Source organism: Sphingomonas suaedae, assembly GCF_007833215.1.
Classification (GTDB): domain Bacteria; phylum Pseudomonadota; class Alphaproteobacteria; order Sphingomonadales; family Sphingomonadaceae; genus Sphingomonas; species Sphingomonas suaedae.
Genome location: NZ_CP042239.1, coordinates 2,511,739 through 2,537,500 on the forward strand (window position 1 = coordinate 2,511,739; position 25,762 = coordinate 2,537,500).

Consider the following 25,762-nt stretch of genomic DNA (forward strand, 5'->3'; position numbering starts at 1 on the left):
CGCTGGCGGAGCCGGAAATATATTTCGGATGAGAAACAATCACTTGTCCACAAGGTCGCGGTCGGCCAAGGTCTTGCGCGATGATCGCCCCCTCTTCGGCCCGGCAGGCATTGCGCCGCCAGACTGCATCCGACCATGACCGCGTCGACCAGGCTTATTCGACCTTCGACCTTCGAAGCCGCGCTGGCTATCGGGCCTTTTTGCGCGCCCAGGCCGACCCGTTCCTGGCGGTCGAGGCCGCGATCGACCGGTTCGATCCCGCCGCCATCCTGCCCGACTGGCCGACACGGCGGCGAGCGGACCTGTTGCGGGAGGATTTGAGCGATCTGGGCGAACCCGAGCCCGATCCCGCGTTGCTGGAGATCGGGGCGGCGGAGCGCGCGCTCGGCGCGATCTATGTCCTCGAAGGGTCGCGGCTGGGCGGGGCGATGCTGGCGCGATCGGTGCCGCCGGACCTGCCCGGCCGGTTCATCCGTTCAACCCCCGCACCGCAGCGCTGGCGCACGCTGATCGGGTTGCTCGACGAGCATCTGGTGACGCCGATGCAGCGCGACGCTGCGGTAGACGCCGCCAAAGAGGTTTTCGCCCTGTTCGCGAACAGCGCAGAGCGACAGAAAAGGACGAACGACGTTGAATGATCCCAATCCGGTCGATCTCACCAATTGCGATCGTGAACCCATCCATATCCTCGGCGCGATCCAGCCGATCGGCTTCCTGATCGCGCTGACCGCCGACTGGATCGTCGCGCGGACCTCCGCCAATCTTCAGGACTATCTGCATATGGAACCGGGGCGGCTGATCGGCCAGCCGCTGGCGGACCTGTTGCCCTCCGATGCGATGCACGAACTGCGCAACCGTAGCGCGATGCTGCGCGGATCTGACGCGGTCGAGCGGTTGTTCGGCGTGGACCTTGTTCCAGGCACCGACCGGTTCGATCTCGCCATCCATATGTCGGGCGGGCAGATCGTGATCGAAGGCGAACGTTCGACCGGCGAAGTCGGCGATGTCACCAGCATGGTCCGATCGATGGTGGCGCGGCTCGACCAATGCGGCGATACCACGTCCTTCTTTCGCGAGGGCGCACGGCAGGTCAAGGCGCTGACCGGTTATGACCGGGTGATGGTCTATCGCTTTGCCGCCGACGGGTCGGGCGAAGTGGTCGCCGAAGCGTGCAAGCCGGGCATCGGCCGGTTTCAGGGCCTTCACTATCCCGCCAGCGACATCCCGGTGCAGGCGCGCGTCCTCTACACCCGCAACCTGCTGCGCGTGATCGCCGATGTGAACGCGAAGCCGGTGCCCGTGCTTCCCGAACTGGACGAGCTGGGCGAGCCGCTCGACCTGTCGCTCTCGCTGCTGCGGTCGGTATCGCCGATCCATATCGAATATCTCAAGAATATGGGGGTCGAGGCGTCCATGTCGATTTCGATCCTGGTCGATGGCAAATTATGGGGCCTGTTCGCCTGCCACCATTATTCCCCCCGCCATCCCAGTTTCGAGCGCCGCTCGATCTCCGAGCTGTTCGCGCAGATGTTCTCGATGCGGCTCGAAAGCCGCGAGCGGCAGCAGACCGTCGAGTTCGAACGCCGCGCGCGGGATATTTCCGATCAGCTGCTGGGCGCCGTTGCTTCGGACGATACGCTGCTGCGCGATCCGGACTGGCTGGCGGATATCCTGACCAACGCGATCCCCGCCGACGGCGTGGGGGTATGGCTCGGTGGCAGCTACGCCTTTTCCGGTGTCACGCCCCCGACCGATGACTTTCGCCGGATCGTCCGCGCGCTCAACGCGACCGCTGCGGGCAAGGTGTTCGCCACCGACCATATCGGTTCGCTGGTCACTGGCGCAGAGGCATTCGCCGGCTCGGCGGCGGGGCTGCTCGCAATCCCCATCTCGCGCTCCCCGCGCGATTATGTCGTGCTGTTCCGCAGCGAGCTGGTACGATCGATCCGCTGGGCGGGCGATCCGCACAAGCCGGTCGAATATGGCCCCAACGGTCCCCGCCTTACCCCGCGCGCCAGCTTCGACGAATGGAAGGAACTGGTGCGCGGCCGGTCCCGCCCCTTCACCGCGTCCGAGCTGCGCGTTGCCGAAACGCTGCGCGCGACGCTGATCGAGGTAGTGCTGCGGCTCGCCGACGAAGCCTCAGCCGAGCGCCAGCGCGCAGGCGCGCGCCAGGAACTGCTGATCGCCGAACTCAACCATCGCGTGCGCAACATCCTGGGCCTGATCCGCGGCCTGATCCGCCAGGCGCAGCCCGATGACGATGCGGTGCGCGGATTCGTCAAGGTGATCGACGGGCGTATCCATGCACTCGCCCGCGCGCACAACCAGATCACCGAAGATCATTGGGGACCCGCTCCGCTTCAGGCGCTGATCGATGCCGAAGCCGCAGCCTTTGTCGAAGCGGAAGACCGGATCCTGAGCGAGGGCGAGCCGGTGATGCTCAATCCGCAGGCGTTTTCCACGCTGGCGCTGGTGGTGCATGAACTGGTCACCAATTCGAACAAATATGGCGCGCTATCCGCAGAGGGCGGAACGGTCACGCTGAGCTGGGAATGCATCGAAAAGGGCGATCTGCTGCTGCGGTGGCGCGAACAGGGCGGCCCGCCGGTAACGATGCCGTCGCGCAAGGGGTTCGGGACGACGATCATTGAACGCTCCGTCCCCTACGACCTGGGGGGCAGCGCCGAGATGCGCTACGCCGAGGCTGGGTTCGAGGCGGATTTCTGCATCCCGGCGCGGCATGTGTCGAAGCCGCGCGCGGGCGGCGCACCCGCAATCCGCTTTCCCCGCACCGCGCACGGCCATCGCGAGGAGCCCCCGGCCGATCTGCTCGCCGGGCAGCGGGTATTGCTGGTCGAGGACAGTCTCATCATCGCGCTGGATGCGGAGGATATCGCGACGCGGCTCGGCGCATCGGAGGTCATCACCGCAGCATCGGTGGATTCCGCGCTGGACCTGATCGCCGCCGGTCCGCCGACCGTCGCGATCCTCGACATCAACCTGGGGAGCACGACCAGCTTCGCGATCGCCGATGCGTTGCAGGAGCGCGACATCCCCTTCATGTTCGCGACCGGCTATGGCGAGCAGGCGCAGTTCCCGGATCAGCATCGCGGGCGAAACGTGGTGCAGAAACCCTATACGATCGAAAATATCGCGCGCGCGCTGGCGGAGATGCTCGATTAGTTGGTTTCAGCTTCGCTGAAGCGGCACCGGCCCGCTCCCCACCCGGCCACCCAACGACAGGGTATTCTATGGGTGGCCGGTTGGGGGAGCGGGCCGATGCCGCCTAACTGAAAGCTACTCGCTAACCCCGCAGCACCCGCCCGGCGACGGCATCGAGCCTTGCGAGCACTTCCGGATCGCGGACATGCGGCGCGGTGATGAGCGCGGTATCGAGGCAGGTGTCGATCGGCGACGCCGCGCGCTCGGCGGGCAGCGCGCGAAGCAGGTTCAGCACCATCGCCCGCGCCGTTGCCGCGTTGCTCGACAGTTGCGCGATCACCTGCGCGACATCGACGGCAGCTTCCTCTTCGCGCCAGCAATCATAGTCGGTGACCATGCCGACCATCGCAAAGGGCAGCTCGGCTTCCCGCGCCAGCTTGGCCTCCGGCATCGCGGTCATGCCGATGACGTGACAGCCCCAGCTGCGGTAGAGATGGCTTTCCGCGCGCGTCGAGAATTGCGGACCTTCCATCACCAGGCAGGTCCCCGCGCGATGCACCCGCGCGCCCGCAGCTTCCGCCGCCTCGCCGACATAGGCCGATAGCCGGGGACAGACCGGATCGGCCATCGAGACATGCGCGACCATGCCGCTGCCGAAGAAGCTCGACGGGCGGCCTTTGGTACGGTCGATAAACTGGTCGACGATCGTGAAGGTGCCGGGCGCGCGCTCCTCGGTCAGCCCGCCGACCGACGAAACCGACAGGATATCGGTAACGCCCAGCCGTTTTAGGCAATCCACATTGGCGCGACTGTTCAGTCCGGATGGGCTGATCCGGTGGCCCCGTCCGTGGCGCGGCAGAAACGACACCCCCACATCGCCCAGCCGCCCGGTGAAGATCGCGTCCGACGGCTCGCCCCAGGGCGAATCCACCTCGACCCAGGCGCCGTCCTCGATCCCCGCGACATCGTAGAGCCCCGACCCGCCGATGATCCCGATATGCCAACCGCTCATGCCACGCCCTGTCTGCTCACCTTCGGCCGGGCATAGGCAAAGTAGATGACGAGACCGAGAATGTTCCAGATCAGGAAATAGAGCTGGGTCTTGGCGGGCAGGCTGATGAACAGATAGAGGCAACCGACCACCGCGATCGCGCCGACCAGCCACCAAAGCGGCGTGCGGAACATGCGCGGCGCGTCGGGCGCGCGGCGACGCAACACCATCATGCAGATCGCGACCGCCGCGAACGCCACCAGCGTCCCGGCATTGGCGAGCGCCGCGATCTCGTCGATCGGCAGCAGCCCGGCGATGATCGCGACGATGGTCGCGGTGAAGATGGTGATCCGAACCGGCGCGCCCCGCTTCGAAACCTTGGCGAGCGCGATGGGAAGCATCCCGTCGCGCGCCATGGTGAAGAAGATGCGGCTCTGCCCGAACAGAAAGCCGAGCAGCACGGTGGGCAGCGCGATCACCGCCGATACCGCGAGGAAGGTGGCGAACCCCGGCTGGCCCAGTTCGCGCAGGATCAGCGCCAGCGGTTCGGGGCTGTTGGCGAAGGTCGTATAGGACACGGCTCCCACCGCCGCGACCGCAACGAGCATGTAGATAGCGACGCAGGCAATCATCGACCCGACGATGCCGATGGCGAGATCGCGGCCCGGATTCTTGGTCTCCTCCGCCGCGGTCGAGATCGCGTCGAATCCGTAAAAGGCGAAGAAGATGATGGCGGCCGCCGCCATCACGCCGCGTTCCACGCCATCGGGAGACACCGTCTTGGCGAAGCCAAAGGGTGCGAAGGGCTCGAAATTGGCGGTGTCGAGATAGGGCAGAGCCACCGCGACGAACACTGCCAGCGCGACGATCTTGACGATCACCAGCCCCGCATTGAGCGTGGCGCTCTCGCGCGTGCCGAACGACAGCAGCGCCGCCACCAGCGCGATGATCGCGATGGCGGGGATGTTGACGATCCCGCCGGCGTGTGGCCCCTGCATCAGCTCCATCGGCATTGCCGCCCATGCCTGAAGCAGCGGCGCGGCATAGCCCGACCAGCCGACCGCCACCGCGCTGACGACAAGCGAATATTCGAGGATCAGCGACCATCCGACTGCCCAGGCGATAATCTCCCCCCAGCACCGCATAGCTATAGGTATAGGCGCTGCCCGATGCGGGCATCATCGTCGACATCTCGGCATAGGCCAGCGCGGCACAGGCGCAGATGCCACCCGCGATCACGAACGACAGGATCACCGCCGGCCCCGCCTTGCCCGCACCCACGCCGATCAGCGTCAGGATGCCGGTGCCGACGATCGCCCCGACGCCGAGCGCGATCAGGTGAGGCCAGCTGAGCGTCGCCGCCAGCCGATGCTCGGGCGCATGATCCGCCGCATCCTTGACCGCGCGCGTCCGAAACAATCCGTTGGCCATAAAGTCCCCCTTGCCTGTTCACCAAGGGGTGCGACGAGACGCGCGGCGCGTCAACGGGTCATGCTTCGCGCCTGCCCGAACCGGTCAGGCCGGGCATTTCGCTCCGCTGTCGATCCACGCCTTGGTCAGCGCCCCGAACTGTGCCTGGGTCCCCGGCGCAGGCGTGCGGCCCGGCCCCGGGTTCCAGCCCCAGCCGACCAGCGTATCGCTCGCATTATGCTCGTGGATCTGCGCCAGCGTCTTGCCGCCGTTGCGCTTGCGGTCCTTGAGCTGTTCGCAAATCTCGCGCAGCGTCTTGCCCTCCCACGCCATCGACGCAGGCGCGAGATGCCACAGCGGATGGCCTGGAATGCTGCCCTTGCCATCGGCAAAGGTCACGTTGCGCGGCCCGTGACAGGTGGAGCATTCCATCCCCGCCACGCCCTCGCCCTTCGGTCCGCGTTCGACCGGTGGCATGTGGAAGCGCATGTCGTCCCCCTGCAACGGGCTGTCGGTGCGCGGATGGCAGTTGATGCAGCGCGGATGGGTCAGCACCTTGCCCATCTCGGTAAAGATCGCTGCGGACCGCGCCGCCGGGTCCGAAATGGTCGCGAACGCCGCGACCGGCTTCAGCCCGACCGGCGCCGCCGACTGGCCCGATGCTACTACGGCGACGGGCAGCGCGACGGCGGCCAGGCCGAGCGCGATCAGGCCATAGCGTTGCACGCTCATGCATTGTCTCCATGCGCGAAGGGGAGGCGGCGGACCGCCTTGCCGGTCAGCTTGCGCCAGGCATTGGCGACGGCAGGCGCGATCGGGGGCACGCCCGGTTCGCCCACCCCGCTCGGCTTTTCGGTCGAGGGCAAGATCGCCACCTCGACATCGGGCATCTCGCCGATGCGCAACGATCGATAGCTGTCGAAATTACTCTGCTGCACCACGCCGCCCGCGCCCAGGGTCAGTTCGGCATAGAGCGCATGGCCCAGGCCATAGCCGATGCCGCCCTCCATCTGCGCGCGGATGATATCGGGGTTGATCGCGATCCCGCAATCGACCGCGCACCAGACCTTGTGCACCTTGGGCAGGCCGTCCGCCCCCTTGGACACTTCGGCGACCTGCGCGACGAAGCTGTCGAAGCTCTCATGTACCGCAATGCCTTTGGCCCGGCCCTTCTTCGCCGGCTTGCCGAACGCCGCCATCGCCGCAACCTTGGCCAGCACCGCCTTGGCGCGGTCGTGCTTGAGCAGTTCCATCCGCCCCGCGACCAGATCCTTGCCGCCCAGTTCGAGCAGTTCGTCGATCATCGTTTCCTTGACGAAGGCGGTGTGGGTGTGGCCCACCGACCGCCACCACAGCACCGGCACGCCGCCCTGCATCAGATGCTGGCCCAGCCGGAAATCGCCGATCCTGTACTGGTTGCTGTCGTTCGCACCCTCGATCATGTTTCCGTCGATGCCGTCGCGAATGCCCATCGCCTCGAACGGCGTGTCCTTCATGATCGACTTGGCGGCGCAGACCTGATCCCATCCGCTGATCGCGCCGCTGGCGTCGATCCCTGCGCGCACGCGATGCACCGTCATCGGGCGATAGAATCCGCCGGTCAGATCATTCTCACGGCTCGCCACCACCTTGACCGGCGCGGCAAAGCCATAGGCGCGGGCGCAGGCTGCGGCTTCGGTGCCGTCGAACATCACCGGGGTTGCACGGCGACCGAAGCTGCCCCCGGCATAATGCTGGACCAGCGCGCTCTTATCGAACGGAACCCCGGCAACGCCACAGATGGCGCGCATCTCGCCGACCTGGAACTGGCTACCGGCATGAACCGCGATCCCCTCGCCCTTCTTTTCGATGACATAGTCCATCGTTTCCATCGGGGCGTGCGCGAGGAACGGGAAATAATAGGTCGCATCGATCGCCTTGGCGGCGCGGGCGAGCGCAGCAGCGGCATCGCCCGTCGCTTCGACCTGTTTGCCCGGCGTGCGTGCCGCCGCGCTATATTCGGCGAGCATCTGGTCCGACGATCGCGTTTCCGCCTTCGCCATATCCCAGTCGACCTCAAGGGCGGCAGCGCCGCGCTGCGCGGTCCAGGTGTCGCGGGCATAGACCGCCACCCCGCTCGGGATCGGCTTGACGTCGAGCACGCCGGGGATCGCGCGTGCCGCGCCGTCCTCGACCTTCTTGACCGTCGCGCCGAATGCCGGCGGGCGGCGCACGGCGGCATGAACCATGCCGGGCAGGCGAACGTCCTGCGTGAACAGCGCCGACCCGTCGGTCTTGGCCTTGCTGTCGACCTTCGACACATGCTTGCCGATATAGACATAGCGGTCCGGGGTCTTGGGCACCGGCTTTTGCGGCACCGGCAGCTTCGCCGCATCCTCCACCAGTTCGCCAAAGCTCGCCTTGCGGCTACCGGCGCTGACCATGCCTTGCGCGATGGTGATCGCGCCCGGCTCGACGCCCCAGCGCTTTGCCGCCGCCTCGACCAGCATCGCACGCGCCGCCGCGCCGGCCATGCGCATCTGGTCCCAGCTTTCGCGCATCGCGGTCGATCCGCCGACGCCCATCGTGCCGAAGGCGAGGTTCTTGTAGAGCGTGTCATTGGCCGGGGCGAACACCACGCGCACCTGGTCCCAGGCCGCGTCCAGTTCATCCGCGATGATCGTCGCGACGCCCGTCGCCGGCCCTTGCCCGAACTCGACATGTTTTGCGATGACCACGACCGAACCATCATCGCCATGAATCCGGACAAAGGCGTTGGGCATGAGCAAGGGTGTGGTTGTCGCGCGGGCACCCTTGACCGACAGCGTGAACCCGATGGTGAGCGCGGCACCCCCCGTCAGGAACGCGCGGCGGTTTGCGACGGCGTTCATGCCCGCTCTCCCTTCACACCCGCAGCATCCTTGATCGCCTGCCGGATGCGGACATAGGTGGCGCAGCGGCAGATGTTCCCCGCCATTGCCGCATCGATATCGGCGTCGGTCGGCTTGGGCTTGGCGGTGAGCAGGCCGATCGCCGACATCACCTGCCCCGACTGACAGAAACCGCATTGCGGCACGTCGATCTGGACCCAGGCGGCCTTCACCGCATCGGCGACCTTTCCGCTCGCGCCCTCGATCGTCGTCACGTGCTTGCCCGCGACCATGCCGACCGGGGTGACGCACGACCGCCGGTTCTTGCCATCGAGGTGTACGGTGCACGCCCCGCATTGCGCAACGCCGCAGCCATATTTGGTGCCTGTCAGCCCAAGATGGTCGCGCAAAACCCACAGCAGGGGCGTTTCAGGGTCGCCATCGAAGGTCGCGGATTTTCCGTTGAGGTCGAATGTCGTGGCCATGAGGGGCGGCCTCCTTCTGTCCTCGACAGAGGCTAGACCGCCCCCAAAGGTTCCTCTAGTGCAAATCGCTCACCTGCGAAACGTTCGCATCACCGCGCGACGAAGCGCACCGCGGCGCCGCCGCCCGGACCCATCCAGATCGACAATGTGTCGTCGGCCGTCACCGCCTTCCTCTCGATCACGATCGCGTGGCGCTTGTCGGTGCGATAGTCCGCCCCCTCGCCATCGCGATAAATTTGCGCCTCATAACGCTTGCCCGGCTCAAGGAAGTCGAGTTTCACCTGCGTCGTTCGCGCGGTCCCGTCGGTCACCGCGCCAAGGAACCACTCGCCCGTCCCCTTCGCCTTGCGTACCACGGTGACATACTCGCCGACCTCGCCGTTCAGCACGCGCGTGTCGGTCCAGTCGACCGCGACATCCTTGATGAACTGAAAGGCACCGGGATATTTCGCGTAATTTTCGGGCAGGTCGGCCGCCATCTGGATCGGCGAATAAAGGACGATGTACTGCGCGAGCTGCTTTGCCAGCGTCGACTCGATCGGCTCGCCATTCTTGCCCTCAAGGCTCAGCACCCCCGGCGTGAAGTCGAACGGCCCGGCCAGCATCCGGGTGAAGAACAGGTTGGCCTCATGGTCCGGGCCGTTCTTCGGAACGCCCCAAGCGTTATACTCCTGGCCGCGCGCGCCCTCGCGGCTGACCCAGTTGGGATAGGTGCGGCGCAGCCCCGTATCCTTGATCGGTTCGTGCGGATTGACTGCGATCCTGTACTTCGCTGCGGTCTCTACGACCTTGAGATGATGGCGCGCCATGAACTGGCCGTCGTGCCATTCCTGGGTGCGCTTGCCGTCCGGCCAGTCGCGGTCGACCTGTCCGGCATCGGTGACATAGCCGGTCTTTACCACCTCGATCCCGTTCGCCGCGGCAAAGCGATAGGCATCGTCGAGCTGCGCCTCATACTGACTCGCGCCGCCGGCGGTCTCGTGATGGCCGATGAGGTGAACGCCCTTTTTCTTTGCATAGGCGGACAGCGCCGCCATATCGAACTGGGCGACCGGCTTGTCGAAATCAAAGGCGTCGCCATTGTCGAACCAGCCACCGTCCCAGCCGACATTCCAACCCTCGACCAGCACACCCCGGAAGCCGTTCTTCGCCGCGAAATCGATATAGCGCTTCACATTCGCGGTCTTGGCACCGAGCTTGTCGCCGCTCGCCCAGGTCGCCTTGTCGAGATGCATCTCCCACCACACGCCGACATATTTGCTTGGCGTGAACCAGCTGACATCGCCCAGTCTGTTGGGTTCGTTGAGGTTCAGCTCAAGCTGCGACATGTAGAGCTGCGGCGCCGTGTCGGCGACGCGGACAGTGCGCCAAGGCGTGGTAAAGGGTGCGTCGCGGGTGACCCGGGCCGACCCCGATGCGGGCGAGAGTGTTGCACGGAACCGTGTCCCCTCGACCCGGCGCAGCCACATGCCGGCGAAATCGACCAGAGCCGCTTCGTGGAACGCCAGATGGGTGCCATCGGCCAGCTTCATCGTCACCGGCGTATGCGCCTGAGTCACCGCACTCACCGGCGTCTTGTTGTAGAGATATTCGTAGCGGTTCCATTCGCCCGCCGGGGTCCACCAGGCTGTGCCGTCGCTCGCCAGCGCGAACTCGGTCAGTTCGTCCGCGATGTTGAGCGTCTTGAGATTGTCCTGTCCCGGAAATTCATAGCGGAAGCCGAACCCGTCATCGAAGACGCGGAAGACGACGTCCATCACCCGCGCCAGCGCGGTAGTCTCCTTGAGCCGCACGCGCAGTTCGGTGTGCCGGTCGCGCACGCTCTGCCACTCGCCCCAGGGCTGTTCCCATGTCGTGTCGGCGCTCGAAACCGTGTGACTGTCGATCGCGAAATTGCGTTCCAGCTTCGGCGCGTCGGTCAGCAGGAAGCCGAGCCGCGAAGGCTGCACCAGCGGCTGGCCCTTTCGCGTCACCGCATAATGCGGCCGCCCGTCGCCATCCACCGTCACGGTGACCCGTAACGCCCCGTCGGGCGAGACGGCGGAGATGCCGCCGTCGCGCTGTGCCGTTCCCTGCGCCACGTCCTGCGCGAATGCCGGGGCCGCGCCTGCGAGCGTCAACGCTGTCAGAGCCAATAATCCACGCATCTTACTCTCCTGTCGTTGGCGCCTCATGCGCGTCATCCAATCGTTTCGAGGACCATCCCCGAATAGGGGGGCAGGGTGCCCGGCTGCGCACCGTTGACGGCCGCCAGCACCCGGATGCGATCCGGACCCGCTGGATGCCATGCCAGCGTCTCCTTGCCCAGATTGAACGCGCACATCAGCCGCTGGCCGCGATGGCTGCGGGTGAAGACCAGCAACGCGTCGCCCGCCTCGATCACCTGCATCGCGCCCTGCCGCAAGGCGGGACTTGCCGCGCGCATCGCGATCAGCCCGCGCGTCAGGTTGAGCAGCGAGCCATTGTCGCGCGTCTGGCGATCCACCGCCATCGCCTCATGGTCCGCGCCGACCGGGAGCCACGGCTTCCCCTCGCCGAATCCCAGATTGGGCGCATCCGCCTGCCACGGCATCGGCGTGCGCACGCCGTCGCGGCTCAGCGTCAGCGGCCAGTTGGCGATCGCCTCGGGGTCCTGCAATTGGTCGAACGGGATATCGACCTGAGTCAGCCCCAGTTCCTCGCCCTGAAACAGGATCGCATTGCCGCGCAGGCACAGCAGCAGCAGCATCTTCATCGCCGCAAAGGCGTCGCGATGGTCAGGATCCACCCAACGCGACACCGCCCGCGGCGCGTCGTGATTCTCGAATGCCCAGCTTGGCCAGCCCGTGCCCGGCGCGTCTGGCCAGGTCTCGACCGCCTGTTTGACCAGCGCCGGGGTCAGCGCGGGGGCGTAGAGGAAGTCGAAGCCATAGGCGCTGTTGAGCCGCGTACTCCCTGCGGTGAAGGCGTGCATCTCAGCCTGAGGGGTCGGGCCGCCCACCTCGGCGACGGTGAACGCGCCGCCATGCGCGTCGGTCAGCGCGCGGTGGCGTTCCAGGAAGCGGACGATATCGGGATGGCTCTGATTGTAGAGATGCTGCTGGAAATCGAACGGCCGGGTCCGGGGGCGACCGTCATCGGGCGCAGGCGGATTGTCGCGCAATTGCGGATCATGCATCGCGAAGTTGATCGCATCGACGCGAAAGCCATCGACGCCGCGCTCCAGCCAAAATTGCGCCGCTGCCAGCGCCGCGTCCTGTACCGCACGGTTGTGCAGATTGAGGTCCGGCTGCGCGCTCAGGAAATTGTGCATATAATATTGGCCGCGCCGCGCGTCCCAGGTCCAGGCCGGCCCGCCGAACACCGATTGCCAGTTATTGGGCGGCGTTCCGTCTGCCCTGGCATCGGCCCAGACATACCAGTCGGCCCTGGCATTGTCGCGGCTGGAACGGCTTTCCTGGAACCAGACATGCTGGTCGGAGGTATGCGAATAGACCTGGTCGATAATGACCTTAAGTCCCAGCGCATGGGCGCGGGCGATCAGCGCGTCGAAATCGGCCAGTGTGCCGAAGATCGGATCGACTCCGCAATAGTCGGCAATGTCATAGCCAAAGTCGCGCATCGGCGAGGTGAAGAAGGGCGACAGCCAGATCGCATCGGCGCCAAGCGCCGCGACATGATCGAGATGCGCGGTCACGCCGGGAAGGTCGCCGATCCCGTCGCCATTCGAATCGGCGAAGCTGCGCGGATAGATCTGGTAGATCACCGCGCCGCGCCACCAGTCATTGTCGGCATCGGTCACTGTCATCGCGGCAAGCTGACTCAATTGCCTTCTCCCGACGCGGCGCAGGCGATATAGCCAAAGGCGGGCAAGGTCACGGTCAGGCTTCCGGGCGCGGCGGGGGTGGCGGCGCAACTGCCGATGATGGATGTGAAGCGGGTCGATCCGACGCCAACCTCGACCTGCCGGGTGATCGGCTTGGCACTGGTGTTGAACGCGACCACGACTTCCGCCCCGGTCTGCGGATCGAAGCGCGACACCGCGAATAGCCCCGGGACCTCGTCATAATTGCGCGTCAGTTGTCGCCCGTGGCTCAGCGCAGGACTCGCACGGCGCGCCGCCGACAGCTTCGCGATCTCGGCATAAAGCGGGTGATCGCGGTCGAAATTGGCCTCGGCGGTCGTCTTCGCCGTGCCGATCAGCCTGTTGTCGTTATACACTGCGACCTTGCTCGCGAACATGTCCTCGCGCGCGTCCTGGTCGTTGCCGTCGCCGATGAACCCCTGTTCGTCACCCGAATAGACGGTCGGCACGCCGCGCAGCAGCATCAGCATCGCATGACCGAGCTTCACACGCGCCAGCAGCTCGGCATCGTCCGCATCGGGAAACGCCTTGCGCACATCGGTCGAGAAGCGACCATGATCGTGGTTGGAGATGAAGGTCGGCAGCTTGAGCGCGGTCGCTGCCCCGCCCTCGTACAGCGCATCGCGATCAAACAGCGCCGCAAGCGTGTCGGTGCCCTTGGTTCCAGCAACCGTCGCCTGCACCGCAGCGCGGAAGCCGAAATCGAGCACGCTGGGCAACTGGTGGACGCGGGTGTGCAGCGCGAGGTCGCCTGCATCGCCCTCATTCGCGACCTCGCCGAAGATATGGAAGTTCGGGATACCCTTCGCCGCGGCGCGCTCCTGCATCGCCTTGGCGAACACCTGCCAGAATTCGGGGTTCACATGCCGTGCGGTATCGATGCGGAACCCGTCGATGCCGAACTGGTCGATCCAGCCGCCGTAGATATCGATGAATCCCTGAACCACGCGCGGATTCTCGGTCATCAGATCGTCGAGTCCGACGAAATCGCCCATCGTCGAGCTTTCGTTGCGGAAGGTCGTGTTGCCGCGATTATGGTAGAAGATCGGATCGTTGAGCCAGGCGGGCACCTTCACCGCTTTTTCCGCCTCGGGGACGAACGGGGTGTAAGCGTAATCGGGGTCGGTCAGTTTCGCGAAATTCTCCGCCGTCTGGACAGAATCGCCCATAAAGCCGGGATTGATCGCCGCGCCCTTGACCCCGCCGCGACGCTGATACGGATAATCGGCGCGGCTGCGGTATTCGCAGGCGCTCTTTGGGCATTCGCGATACTGGATCACATCGGCGGTGTGGTTGGTGATGATGTCGAGATAGACCTTGATCCCGCGCGCGTGCGCCGCGTCGACGAACGCCTTCATCTCGGCATTGGTGCCGAAATGCGGATCCACCCGGGTGAAGTCGGTGATCCAATAGCCGTGATAGCCCGCGCTCTCCTGCCCCGGACCGCCCTGCACCGGCTTGTTCTTGTAGATCGGCCCCAGCCAGATCGCGGTCGCGCCCAGCCCCTGGATATAGTCGAGCCGCGCGATCAGCCCCTTCAGGTCGCCGCCATGGAAGAATCCCTTGTGCGTCGGGTCGAATCCGTGAGTCAGCCGGTCGCCCGCGATCCCGCCACGATCGTTCGTCGGATCGCCATTTTCGAACCGGTCGGGGAGCATGAAATAGAGTATTTCCTGCTCGGCCGTCCGTTCGCGCAGCGCGGGCGCGGTCTGGGACAGCGCGGGGCTGGCGATCGCGATGGCGAGGATCAGCGGGAGCAGCTTCATACGCGGGTCACTTCCTGGGGTTGAGGGGTCGCGGCAAAGCGCGCGAGATAGGATTGATGGTCGGGCATCCGCTCCGCATCGCGGGAAAAGGCGGTGGCCACGGTGGTGAGAAACTGGTCGAGCTGCGCGTCGTCGAGCTGATCGGCGAGCGGGTGCCAGCGTTGCGGCAGGATATTCTGACCCACCATCACCTGTACCCAACCCGCAACATCGAACAGCTCGTCATGCTCGCGCACGATCCGGCCATTGGCGCGGAACATCGCGATGCGGTTTGCCAGCAGCTCGGGCAGCGGCATGTTGCGCAGCATATCCCAGAAGGGCTCTCCGCTGCGCCCGTTCGCGGCATAGTGAAGAATCACGAAGTCGCGAATGCGATCGATCTCGAAATCCGCCATCCGGTTGAACGCGTCGCGATCGGCATCCGCCACCGGTCCGTTGGGGAGGAAATCGAGCAGCCGGTTGATGCCGGTCTGGATGAGGTGAATGCTGGTCGACTCCAGCGGTTCGATGAACCCGGCCGACAGGCCGATCGCGACGACATTACGGTTCCAAACCCGCTTCCGCTTGCCTGTGGTGAAGCGCAGCATCCGCGGTTCGGCAAGCGCCGCGCCATCGAGATTGGCGAGCAGGGTCGCGGTCGCCTCATCCTCGCTGATATGCGCGGAGGAAAAGACATGGCCGTTACCGGTGCGGTGCTGGAGCGGAATGCGCCATTGCCATCCGGTCTTGAGCGCGGTGGCGCGGGTGTAGGGCGTCCAGGGACTGGTCCCGGCACAGGGCACCGCGACCGCCCGGTCGCACGGCAGCCAGTGGCTCCAGTCCTCGTACCCCGTCGCCAGCGCGCCCTCGATCAGCAGCCCGCGAAAGCCCGAGCAATCGACGAACAGATCGCCCGCGATCCGCTCGCCCCCCGCCAGCGTCAGCGCGGCAACGTCGCCACTCTCGCCATCCCGCTCGACATCGACGATGCGGCCCTCGACCCGCCCCGCGCCACGCGCCTGCGCATAGCTTCGCAGATAAGCGGCATAGAGGCCCGCATCGAAATGAAAGGCATAGGGCATCGGCGGCATCACGCTGTCCGCCGCGCGCTGAACATGCGCGAAGCGGTTGCCATAGGCTGCGACATGGTTGAGCACATACTGCCCAAGCGGCGCGGCGCGGCCCGCGGCGCGTGCGCGCAACCAATAATGGTGGAACGGCAACAGTCCCAGCCCGCGCCCGACCAGTCCGAAGGCGTGCATATAGCAATCGTCGAAACCGCCCCATCCGGCGAATTCGATGCCAAGCTTGTAGGTCCCCTGCGTCGCGCGCAGGAACTCGGCCTCGTCGATGCCGAGCGCCTGGTTGAAATTGCGGATCATCGGGATGGTGGCTTCGCCCACCCCGACGGTCCCGATCTCCTCGGATTCGACCAAGGTGATCCGCCAACCTTTTCCACAGAAGCGCGCCAGCGCCGCTGCGGTCATCCAGCCGGCGGTCCCGCCGCCCGCGACGACGATGCTGCGCAATCGTTCAGACATCGGTTCGCCTTTCCCCCCGGCGGCTGCACCGCCGGGGGATACACGGATCAGAATTTGAAGGTGAAGCCCGCCTGGAACCGGCGACCGAAGCGCTGATGGTTCATCACCTCAAGCGGACGACCCGGATTGATCGCGACGAACGGCTCGTCGGTCAGGTTCGAGCCCTGGAGGAACAGCGACAGGCCCTCGAGCGCGCTGCCCGGCTGGAAGTCATAGCCGATCTGCGCGTCGATGATCGTCTCGTCCAGCGCACGGCGGCGCTGACGCACCGCGCCGAGGCCAGAGAATTCACCCAGGAAGGTCGAGCGATACCGCACACTGCCGCGAACGTTGAAGCCCCATTTCTCGAAATAGGCGGTGCCGTTGGCGACCCAGTCCGAATAGCCCGGGATGTTCTCCGGCGGCTGGCCCGGCTCGGGGCTGATCTCGGACTTGGTGTACGAAACGCCGCCGGTGACGCCGAAGCCGGACAGTGCCGAGGTGAAGGTCTCGAACGGCACGGTCCCGGCGAATTCCGCACCGTAGATCTTGCCGCCCTCGCCGTTGAACGGCTGCGAGATGCGCCCCATCGTATCGACCGGCGGGGTCGGCTGGATGACCGGATAGCTCGAATAGTCGAACGGCCGTTCGGCGGTGTAAATGTAGTTGTCGAGCGTCTTGTGGAACAGCTGCAGCGCGACATAGCCGCTGCGTCCGAAATATTTCTCGAACGTCAGGTCGAACGCGGTCGCCCGATAGGGGCGCAACGACGGGTTGCCGCCGCTGCCGGTCACGATCCCCTCGGCCAGGTTCGGACCATAGGAGATGTTGACGCGCATGTCGTCGAGCCGGGGCCGCTGGATCTCGCGCGCCGCACCGAAGCGGATCACGAAATCGCTGTCGAAGCGCAGCGACAGGCTGAGGCTGGGAAGCACGTCCCAATAATCGTCGCCCAGCGTGCGCAGCTGCGGTCCCGTCGGGGTCATGATATAGCCGGTCGAATTCTGGTTGGTGCTCTGCGCCAGCACGCCGAAATTGCCGGTCAGCCGCGCCCCGCCGAACTCGGCGGAGATGTTGGCCATGGCGTAGGCGCTCAGTACCTCTTCCTCGACGCTGAAGCTCTTGAACAGCACGTCCTGGCCCGTGTTGGCCACGCGGGTGTAAACGCCGCCATTGAGCAGATCGAGCGGGTTGTAGCTCAGCATCGGGCCGAGGCCGAGATAGTCGAGATTGGTCGGCTCAAGCCGATATTCGGCGGGGACCTGCGCCTGAAGCGCGCCGCCCGCGAGCTGGAGATAATATTCGTCGGGAACCAGCGACTTCTCGCGATCCACATAGTTGGCGCCCAGCTTCACGCTCTTGATGAAGCCGCCGTCGAACTCCTTCTCGATCTCCGCGAGGTAGCTGAACAGCTCATCGTCGACGATGCGGTCGTTATAATAGCCATGCTGGCGTCCGCCCGGCGCACCGCCGCCCCAGCCGAGCGGATCGGTCAGCACGATCAGGTTCGGGTCGCTGTAATCGAGCACGTGCGAGGTGAAATAGGTGCCCTGCGGCGTGGTACGGAAGCTCAGCGTATCGGTCGCGCCGACGCCGCCGCCGGGGCCGGTGCCCGCGTTCGATTCGAGGATCAGTTCGCGCCGGTCGGTGCGCGACCAGCCAAAGTCGAAATTGACGTTCCAGCCGTCATCGCCCTTGTGGTTGAGGTTGATACCACCCGAATAGAGATCGGCCTGGCGCAGGTAGTTGTGGTTGTTCACGACGCCTTCGACGTTCGAGAAGGTGCCGGCGGTGATCACCCCGTCCTGCACTTCCCGGCCGGTCGGCGACAGCACCGCGCCGCTCCAAGCCAGCGGCAGTTCGATGCCCCGCTTGATCTGGGTATCGTCGAAATTCGAGTAGAAACCGTCGAGCGTCAGCATCCAGTTGCTGCCGAAATCGGCCTGGATCGTCCCCGAAATACCCAGCCGCTTGAGCTGTGAGGTCGTGACGAACGGCTTCACGCCGCCGACGACATTGTCGCCGCTGGGGTCGGTCGCATAGCCCCAGGCCTCGAACTCCTCGATCTGATAGGGCTCGTCGACATAGGCAGCGGCGAGCGCGACACCCAGCCGGTCGTCCATGAACCGCCCGACATAGGTCGCGTTGAGGCGATAGCCCCATTCCTTTGACCCGCTGTTGAGCTTGCCCATATCGGTATAGATGCCGCGCGCGCCGACCGCGAAGACTTCCTTGCCATATTCCAGCGGCCGGATCGTGCGGATATCGACCGTGCCGACCAGACCCTGGCTGGTCAGCGAGGCGTTCGGCGTCTTGTAGACGTTGACCGCGCTGACGACTTCGGAAGGATATTGATCGAACTCGATCCCGCGATTGTCGTTGGTCGAGGTCTGCGGGCGCCCGTTGAGCAGGGTCGACGAGAAATCGGGGCCGAAGCCACGAATCGAGATGAACGAGCTGCGGCCCGAAATGCGCTGCGACGTCAGGCCAGGCAGGCGCGCGATCGATTCGGCGATCGATGCGTCGGGCAGCTTGCCGATATCCTCGGCGGAGACCGACTCGACGATCTGCTCCGAATCCTTCTTGGTAGAGACCGCGCTTTCGAGCGCCGCGCGGAAACCGGTGACGACGATTTCCTCGCCCGCAGGCTCGGCCGGTGCCGCATCCTGCGCATAAGCGGGTGCGGAAAGCCCCGCGACGATCAGCGCGGCGGCGATGGCGCCCCCGCTGGTACCGATGGAAAGTCGAGCGGCCGCGCGGCCGCCAGCTAGCTGACGCATGAATTCCTCCCCTAAACCGGCCTCCGACAGGCCGGGCCGCGCCGTTGAGCGCGTTGGAAAGCCTTGTCCGCGCAACTGCCGCCGGGCGCCAGTACGTGGCATACGTATTCAGCCGTGCGAACCATGCTGCGTGGCCGCTGCGCAACATTGACGCCGTGCGGAAAGGCGCTCAACGTCACGGGCGTCAAGCGGAGGGCACATCCGCGGACGTTTAGGGGAATCGTGCCTGGGCCATGCATCGCAAGCCTACATCCTTCGATATCGCGCACCTTGCCGGGGTGTCGCAGCCCACGGTGTCGCGCGCGCTGCGCGGTGGCCGCGGCGTCAACGAGGCGACGCGGATGCGGATCGAGGCGATCGCCCAACGGCTGAACTATCGCGTCGACAAGGCCGCATCGAACCTGCGCAGCCGCCACGCCGAAACGCTCGCCGTGCTGATCTTTCAGGACGAGACCGCCGACGACAGCGCGATCAACCCCTTCTTTCTCTCGATGCTCGGATCGATCATGCGCGCCTGCGCCGATCACGGGCAGGACATGCTCGTCTCGTTCCAGCAGCTGGGCAGCGACTGGCATCAGGATTTCGAGGATTCGCGCCGCGCCGACGGGCTGATCCTGCTCGGCTATGGCGATTATGAGCTCTATCGCGCCAAGCTGACCGAACTGATCGCACAGGGGACGCATTTCGTGCGCTGGGGGTCGGTCGAGGGCGGGGGTGCGGGCCTGACCGTCGGGTGCGACAATCATGGCGGCGGGCGGGCGGCAACCCGCCATCTGGTCGATCTGGGGCGTCGCGACATCGCCTTTCTGGGCACCGCCTCCAGCCATTATCCCGAATTCCACGACCGCTATCGCGGCTATGCGGCGGCGCTGCGTGAGGCGGGAATCGCCCCCCACCCGAGGCTCCAGGTCGATGCGCTCACGTCGGAAGAGGCTGGCGCGGGCGCGGCGGAGGAACTGATCGCGCGCGGCGCGCCGTTCGACGCCATCCTCGCCGCCAGCGATCTGATCGCGATCGGCGCGATGCGGGCATTGGCCGCGTATGGGCGGCGCGTTCCGGAGGATGTCGCAATCGTCGGATTCGACGACATCGCCGCGGCGAGCTTCACCAACCCGCCGCTCACCACCGTCATGCAGGACACCCGCGCCGCCGGGCGGATGCTGGTCGAAACCCTGCTCGGCTGCATCCGCGACGATCGCGTCCATGACGTCCTGCTTCCCGCCAAACTGGTCGTTCGCCGCTCCTGCGGCGCCCCGGCCTGACTTCAGTTCAAGGATTTTCGATGGAAAGACCGCGCCAGGGCTTTTGGGGCCTGTGGAATATCTCGTTCGGATTCTTCGGCATCCAGATCGGCTTCGCGCTTCAGAATGCGAATATGAGCCGGATCTTCCAGTCGCTGGGGACTAGCATCGATGATCTCCCCGCTCTGTGGATCGCGGCGCCGCTGACCGGGCTGCTGGTCCAGCCAGTGATCGGGCATCTGAGCGATCGGACCTGGTTCGGGCGCTTCGGGCGGCGGCGTCCCTATTTCCTTGCGGGGGCAATCCTTGCCGCGCTGTCGCTGTTCGCGATGCCGCTGGCGCCGGCGCTGTTGTTCGCGGCGGTGATGCTGTGGGTGCTCGACGCGTCGCTCAATATCTCGATGGAGCCGTTCCGCGCGTTCGTCGGCGACATGCTTCGCAAGGATCAGCATAGCGCCGGCTATGCCGTGCAGACGGCATTTATCGGCGCGGGCGCGGTCGTGGGATCGATCTTTCCCTGGGCGCTGGAGCAGCTGGGCGTTTCCAACGCCGCGCCGGGTGGCGGCATCCCGGACACGGTCCGTTACGCCTTCTGGTTCGGCGGGGCTGCGCTGTTCTTCGCCGTTCTCTGGACGATCCTGACCACGCGCGAATACAGCCCCGAACAGATGGCGGCGTTTGACGGCGCCCGGGCCGAAGCGGCGGATGCAGGCGCACGGGCGCTGGCGGAACGCGGCAACATTTCCGGTTTTGCCTGGCTGGCCGCAGGCGGGGCGGTGATCGTCGCAGTCGGACAGCTCGGGCTGGAAAAGGAAGTCTATCTGCTCGGCGGGCTGCTCGCCGCCTATGGCATTGCCAGCCTGATCGCGATCCGGCTCGCGCGCAGCGGGCGCGGTGCGAACATGCTCGCCAGCATCGTCGGCGATTTTGCGGGTATGCCGCCGATCATGAAGCGGCTCGCGCTCGTGCAATTCTTCAGTTGGTCGGCGCTGTTCATCATGTGGATCAACACGACTCCGGTCGTCGCGGGCGCATTCTATGGCGCGCCCGACGCCGCCGATTCGCGCTATCAGGAGGGCGCGAACTGGGTCGGGGTGCTGTTCACCGTCTATAACGGGGTCGCGGCAATCGCTGCGCTGACCCTGCTCCCGTTGCTCGCCGCGCGATTCGGCAAGGCGCGAACGCATATCTTCGGTCTGCTCTGCGGCGCGGCGGGGTTCGCCAGCTTCTTCGTCATCCGCGACCCCCACTGGCTGATCGTCAGCGAGATCGGCATCGGCATCGCCTGGGCATCGATCTTGGCGATGCCCTATGCGATCCTCGCGTCGAACCTGCCCCAGGCGAAGCTCGGCATTTTCATGGGGTTGTTCAATGTCTTCGTCGTCGTGCCGCAATTGCTGGTGGCGACGGTGATGGGATCGATCATGCAGGCATTTTTCCCCGGCGAACCGATCTGGACGATGGCGTTTGCAGCGGGGACGCTGGGCCTCGCCGCGCTGGCGATGACGCGGGTGAAAGAGGGGTGATCTTCCCTCCGCCTCGCGTCACTGCGATTTGCTAGAAGTTGGGTCAGCAAAGCTGCACCGGTTGCGGTACCAGCCCGTTCCCCCACCCGGCCGCCCACAAGGCATCCTCAATGGGTGGCCGGGTGGGAGCGGGCTGGTGCGGCAATTCAGCGCAGCCGAATCCGACTCTAGACGACCCGCTCGGCGCGCCATCCCGACCCATCGGCCGCGACGATCGTGCGATCGCCGACGGTACCGCGATGGGTCACGCCGTCCACCGCGAAGTTCAGATCTGCTCCGGCCAGCCGGGCGTTGCGTAACGGCCGTCCGTCAAGCGTTCCCGAGACGCGGCTGTAGCGCTGATCGATCACCAGCAGCGCGCTGCTTCCATCGCTCCGCCAAAGCCGCCAGCTGCCACCGGCGACGGCGGGGATGATCCACAGGAGGAGGTTCTTGTCCGAAACCTCACGCCGCTCCTGAGGACTCCAATCCCCCATGTCGAAGGCATGGCTGACGACCCGCGCCCCGGCCTTCATCTCGGTCAGCAATTTCGGCTTCAGCCGCTCGTTGACGGCGGGGAGCAAATAGAGGGTCACCACATCCGCATCGCGCAACGAGACGGTGAACAGGTCGTCGCGGAGAAAGCGCGCGCGGTCCTCCAGCCCTTCGAGCCGGGTCAATGCGGCGCGCGTGCGACAAGGCCGCTGTCGATCTCGACCCCCAGCGCGGTGGCGCCGCGTCGCGCGGCGGCGCGCGGTATCCGCCCATCGCCGGACCCGAGATCGATCAGCCGCTCGCCGGGCTTGAGACCCGCCATGTCCAGCATCCCCTCGACCACTTCCGGCGGGGTCGGGACATAGGGAACCTCGGCCTCGCCCGCCCGCGCGCGCGTCGGCCCGAGGGTCGCGGCGCAGCCCGCACCAACCAGCAGTGCGCGACGGGAAAGGAAGATGCCCATGCGCCGATGGTGGCCGAGCGCCGACCATGGCACAAGCCGCCCGCGACCCGATCTACGCCGGACACAAAAAAAGCCGCCCAAAGGCGGCTGTTGGTGATGGTTGCGGGGGTTGGATTTGAACCAACGACCTTCAGGTTATGAGCCTGACGAGCTACCGGGCTGCTCCACCCCGCGCCATCGATCTGGGCGCCGTTGTTTAAAAACGATGGCGCCCAAAAAGCAAAACGCGCCGCGCCGGTAAGCGCGACGCGCGTTTTGCGTATCTGACATTGTGAATGGGTTTCCCACCTACACCGGCTTCAATGCCTGGCGACGACCTACTCTTCCAGTGCTTGAGCAATAGTACCATCGGCGCAGTCAGGTTTCACGGCCGAGTTCGGGATGGGATCGGGTGGGTCACTGACGCTATGGTCACCAAGCAATGAAGCAGGTGCAGGTGGGCAATTTCAAATCGATGCGTGCACCAAAGTCTGAGCCAACAACCTCAATAGCAGCCAAAGCTGTCATTGATGGTGGGACTCATCAAGCGCGAATAGGACAATTAGTACTGGTTAGCTCCACACGTTACCGCGCTTCCACATCCAGTCTATCAAGGTGGTGGTCTACCACCGTCCTAAAGAAATCTTATCTTGAGGGAGGCTTCCCGCTTAGATGCTTTCAGCGGTTATCCCGTCCATACATAGCTACCCAGCTGCGCTCCTGGCGGAACGACTGGTACACCAGAGGTATGTTCAACCCGGTCCTCTCGTACTAGGGTCAACTCCTCTCAAATTTCGACGCCCACGGCAGATAGGGACCAAACTGTCTCGCGACGTTCTGAACCCAGCTCACGTACCACTTTAATTGGCGAACAGCCAAACCCTTGGGACCTGCTCCAGCCCCAGGATGTGATGAGCCGACATCGAGGTGCCAAACGATTCCGTCGATATGAGCTCTTGGGAATCATCAGCCTGTTATCCCCCGGCGTACCTTTTATCCGTTGAGCGATGGCCCTTCCACGAGGGACCACCGGATCACTATGACCGACTTTCGTCTCTGCTCGACTCGTCAGTCTCGCAGTCAGGCTGGCTTATGCCATTGCACTCTAACGATCGGTTTCCAACCGATCTGAGCCAACCTTCGCACGCCTCCGTTACTCTTTAGGAGGCGACCGCCCCAGTCAAACTACCCGCCACAGAGGGTCCCTGAACCGGATAACGGTTCGAGGTTAGACATCAGAAATCAACAGGGTGGTATTTCACCGTAGGCTCCACACCAGCTGGCGCCAGTGCTTCAAAGCCTCCCACCTATGCTACACAATTAATTCCTAATGCCACTCTGAAGCTGCAGTAAAGGTGCACGGGGTCTTTCCGTCTAACCGCGGGTACTCCGCATCTTCACGGAGAATTCAATTTCGCTGAGCATGTCCTGGAGACAGTGGGGAAGTCGTTACGCCATTCGTGCAGGTCGGAACTTACCCGACAAGGAATTTCGCTACCTTAGGACCGTTATAGTTACGGCCGCCGTTTACCTGGGCTTCGTTTCGGAGCTTGCACCCCTCCACTTAACCTTCAGGCACCGGGCAGGCGTCAGGCCCTATACGTCGTCTTGAAGCCGACTTAGCAGAGCCCTGTGTTTTTGCTAAACAGTCGCTACCCCCTGGCCTGTGCCCCCTGCTACTGCTTGCGCAATAACAGGGCCTCCTTCTTCCGAAGGTACGGAGGCAATTTGCCGAGTTCCTTCAGGACACTTCTCTCAAGCGCCTTGGTATACTCTACCTGACCACCTGTGTCGGTTTCGGGTACGGTCTATACGGTGGAGCTATTTCCTGGGACTTCGTCGAAGCATGTCCAATCCGATAAGGACATACAACACAAGAAATCCGTCACTACCACCAGGCCCACGAATATTAACGTGGTTCCCATCGACTACCCCCTTCGGGCTCGTCTTAGGGGCCGGCTCACCCTGCTCAGATTAGCTTTAAGCAGGAACCCTTGGTCTTTCGGCGAGAGGGCATCTCACCCTCTTTATCGCTACTCATGTCTGCATTCGCACTTCCGATATCTCCACCGTCGGTTACCCTTCGGCTTCACAGACTTACGGAACGCTCCGCTACCGCGTGTAGTAAACTACACACCCTAAGCTTCGGTGCATCACTTTAGCCCCGTTACATTTTCGCCGCAGGAACCCTTGTTTAGACCAGTGAGCTGTTACGCTTTCTTTAAAGGATGGCTGCTTCTAAGCCAACCTCCTGGCTGTTTTGGGATTCCCACATGCTTTCCCACTTAGTGATGACTTGGGGACCTTAGCTGTAGGTCAGGGCTGTTTCCCTTTTGACGACGGACCTTAGCACCCGCCGTCTGTCTCCTGGATAGTACTCCTAGGTATTCGGAGTTTGGTTAGTATTGGTACAGCTCGCGCCGCCCGCAACCATCCAGTGCTCTACCCCCTAGGGTATTCGTCCAAGGCTCTACCTCAATAGATTTCGCGGAGAACCAGCTATTTCCCGGCTTGATTGGCCTTTCACCCCTAAACACAACTCATCCGATAATTTTTCAACATTAAACGGTTCGGTCCTCCAGTGAGTGTTACCCCACCTTCAACCTGGTCATGCCTAGATCGCCGGGTTTCGGGTCTAATGCATCAAACTCAATCGCCCTATTCAGACTCGCTTTCGCTGCGCCTACACCTAACGGCTTAAGCTTGCTTGATACACTAAGTCACAGACCCATTATGCAAGAGGTACGCTGTCACCCCATAAAGGAGCTCCAACTGCTTGTAGGCGTTCGGTTTCAGGTACTGTTTCACTCCCCTCATCGGGGTGCTTTTCACCTTTCCCTCACGGTACTAGTTCGCTATCGGTCATGTACGAGTATTTAGGCTTGGAGGGTGGTCCCCCCATGTTCAGACAGGGTTTCACGTGCCCCGCCCTACTCGAGTCCTTCATCATCACTTTCGCATACGGGACTGTCACCCGCTATGGTCAGCCTTTCCAGACTGTTCTGCTAGTTGAAATGAAGGCACTGGCCTGGTCCGCGTTCGCTCGCCACTACTAACGGAATCTCGGTTGATGTCTTTTCCTCCGGGTACTGAGATGTTTCAGTTCTCCGGGTTCGCTTCACGAAGCCTATTTTATTCAGCTAAGTGATACCTGTTTCTCGATTACTCCCAATCTGGCGAACCAGCTTAGGAATAATCGGGATAGGTGGGTTTCCCCATTCGGAAATCGTCGGGTCAAAGGTTGCTCACACCTCACCGACGCTTATCGCAGCGTGCCACGTCCTTCATCG

15 protein-coding genes, 1 tRNA gene, 2 rRNA genes and 1 pseudogene (1 of these 19 cut by a window edge) are annotated in these 25,762 nt (G+C 64.3%); 4 read left to right on the forward strand and 15 right to left on the reverse strand.

Going from position 1 to position 25,762, the window contains the following annotated elements:
• Positions 1-80: 80 nt before the first annotated feature.
• Both FPZ54_RS11935 and FPZ54_RS11940 read left to right on the forward strand, forming a co-directional pair.
• Entirely contained in the window at positions 81-638 is a 558-nt protein-coding gene (locus FPZ54_RS11935) for a biliverdin-producing heme oxygenase (protein WP_145847498.1), read from the forward strand.
• Positions 631-3,186: an HWE histidine kinase domain-containing protein gene (locus FPZ54_RS11940; protein ID WP_145847500.1), complete on the forward strand. Its 2,556-nt coding sequence runs from the start codon at positions 631-633 to the stop codon at positions 3,184-3,186. The genes FPZ54_RS11935 and FPZ54_RS11940 overlap by 8 nt, the downstream gene beginning before the upstream one ends.
• A gap of 121 nt (positions 3,187-3,307) precedes the next feature.
• On the opposite strand, the gene mtnP is transcribed toward FPZ54_RS11940, so the two are convergent.
• The 10 genes and pseudogenes from mtnP to FPZ54_RS11990 all read right to left on the reverse strand — a co-directional run bounded on the left by mtnP (position 3,308) and on the right by FPZ54_RS11990 (position 18,789).
• A complete protein-coding gene (gene mtnP / locus FPZ54_RS11945; RefSeq protein ID WP_145847501.1) occupies positions 3,308-4,177 on the reverse strand; it encodes an S-methyl-5'-thioadenosine phosphorylase in 870 nt (289 codons plus the stop codon).
• Positions 4,174-5,587, reverse strand: a pseudogene (locus FPZ54_RS11950) (amino acid permease). The gene mtnP and the pseudogene FPZ54_RS11950 overlap by 4 nt, the downstream one beginning before the upstream one ends.
• Before the next feature lie 84 nt (positions 5,588-5,671).
• Positions 5,672-6,298: an Isoquinoline 1-oxidoreductase subunit gene (locus tag FPZ54_RS11955; RefSeq protein ID WP_145847503.1), complete on the reverse strand. Its 627-nt coding sequence runs from the start codon at positions 6,296-6,298 to the stop codon at positions 5,672-5,674.
• Positions 6,295-8,436 (reverse strand): xanthine dehydrogenase family protein molybdopterin-binding subunit, encoded by a 2,142-nt coding sequence (locus FPZ54_RS11960; protein ID WP_145847506.1) that lies wholly within the window; start codon positions 8,434-8,436, stop codon positions 6,295-6,297. Before FPZ54_RS11960 ends, FPZ54_RS11955 begins: the two co-directional genes overlap by 4 nt.
• Positions 8,433-8,900: a (2Fe-2S)-binding protein gene (locus tag FPZ54_RS11965; protein WP_145847508.1), complete on the reverse strand. Its 468-nt coding sequence runs from the start codon at positions 8,898-8,900 to the stop codon at positions 8,433-8,435. The genes FPZ54_RS11960 and FPZ54_RS11965 overlap by 4 nt, the downstream gene beginning before the upstream one ends.
• 89 nt (positions 8,901-8,989) lie before the next feature.
• Positions 8,990-11,047, reverse strand: coding sequence for a glycoside hydrolase family 97 protein (locus FPZ54_RS11970; protein ID WP_186456748.1), 2,058 nt, complete (start codon positions 11,045-11,047; stop codon positions 8,990-8,992).
• A 32-nt stretch (positions 11,048-11,079) separates the two neighbouring features.
• Positions 11,080-12,687 carry an alpha-amylase family glycosyl hydrolase gene (locus FPZ54_RS11975; RefSeq protein ID WP_145849780.1) on the reverse strand — a complete coding sequence of 536 codons (1,608 nt, stop codon included), beginning with the start codon at positions 12,685-12,687 and terminating at the stop codon, positions 11,080-11,082.
• 14 nt (positions 12,688-12,701) lie between these two features.
• Positions 12,702-14,510 carry an alpha-amylase family glycosyl hydrolase gene (locus FPZ54_RS11980; RefSeq protein ID WP_145847510.1) on the reverse strand — a complete coding sequence of 603 codons (1,809 nt, stop codon included), beginning with the start codon at positions 14,508-14,510 and terminating at the stop codon, positions 12,702-12,704.
• The gene (locus tag FPZ54_RS11985; protein WP_145847512.1) at positions 14,507-16,030 is read right to left on the reverse strand and encodes a tryptophan halogenase family protein; all 1,524 of its coding nucleotides are present in this window, start codon (positions 16,028-16,030) and stop codon (positions 14,507-14,509) included. The genes FPZ54_RS11980 and FPZ54_RS11985 overlap by 4 nt, the downstream gene beginning before the upstream one ends.
• A 47-nt stretch (positions 16,031-16,077) precedes the next feature.
• Positions 16,078-18,789, reverse strand: a complete 2,712-nt coding sequence (locus FPZ54_RS11990) for a TonB-dependent receptor (RefSeq protein ID WP_145847513.1) — start codon at positions 18,787-18,789, stop codon at positions 16,078-16,080.
• Positions 18,790-19,022: 233 nt separating this feature from the next.
• Here FPZ54_RS11990 and FPZ54_RS11995 point away from each other — a divergent pair, with 233 nt between their 5' ends.
• Together FPZ54_RS11995 and FPZ54_RS12000 are read left to right on the forward strand one after the other, a co-directional pair.
• Positions 19,023-20,051, forward strand: coding sequence for a LacI family DNA-binding transcriptional regulator (locus FPZ54_RS11995; protein ID WP_145847515.1), 1,029 nt, complete (start codon positions 19,023-19,025; stop codon positions 20,049-20,051).
• A 20-nt stretch (positions 20,052-20,071) separates the two neighbouring features.
• Positions 20,072-21,556 (forward strand): MFS transporter, encoded by a 1,485-nt coding sequence (locus FPZ54_RS12000; protein ID WP_145847517.1) that lies wholly within the window; start codon positions 20,072-20,074, stop codon positions 21,554-21,556.
• Positions 21,557-21,723: 167 nt separating this feature from the next.
• Here the strand turns inward: FPZ54_RS12000 and FPZ54_RS12005 are convergent, their stop codons facing one another.
• The 5 genes from FPZ54_RS12005 to FPZ54_RS12025 form a co-directional block, all read right to left on the reverse strand.
• Positions 21,724-22,215: a hypothetical protein gene (locus FPZ54_RS12005; protein ID WP_145847519.1), complete on the reverse strand. Its 492-nt coding sequence runs from the start codon at positions 22,213-22,215 to the stop codon at positions 21,724-21,726.
• Positions 22,212-22,493: a class I SAM-dependent methyltransferase gene (locus FPZ54_RS12010; protein ID WP_145847521.1), complete on the reverse strand. Its 282-nt coding sequence runs from the start codon at positions 22,491-22,493 to the stop codon at positions 22,212-22,214. Before FPZ54_RS12010 ends, FPZ54_RS12005 begins: the two co-directional genes overlap by 4 nt.
• A 97-nt stretch (positions 22,494-22,590) precedes the next feature.
• Positions 22,591-22,667, reverse strand: a tRNA-Met gene (locus FPZ54_RS12015).
• Positions 22,668-22,797: 130 nt separating this feature from the next.
• Positions 22,798-22,912 (reverse strand): 5S ribosomal RNA (rrf, locus tag FPZ54_RS12020).
• A 102-nt stretch (positions 22,913-23,014) separates the two neighbouring features.
• Positions 23,015-25,762 (reverse strand): 23S ribosomal RNA (locus FPZ54_RS12025); it runs 46 nt beyond the window's last position.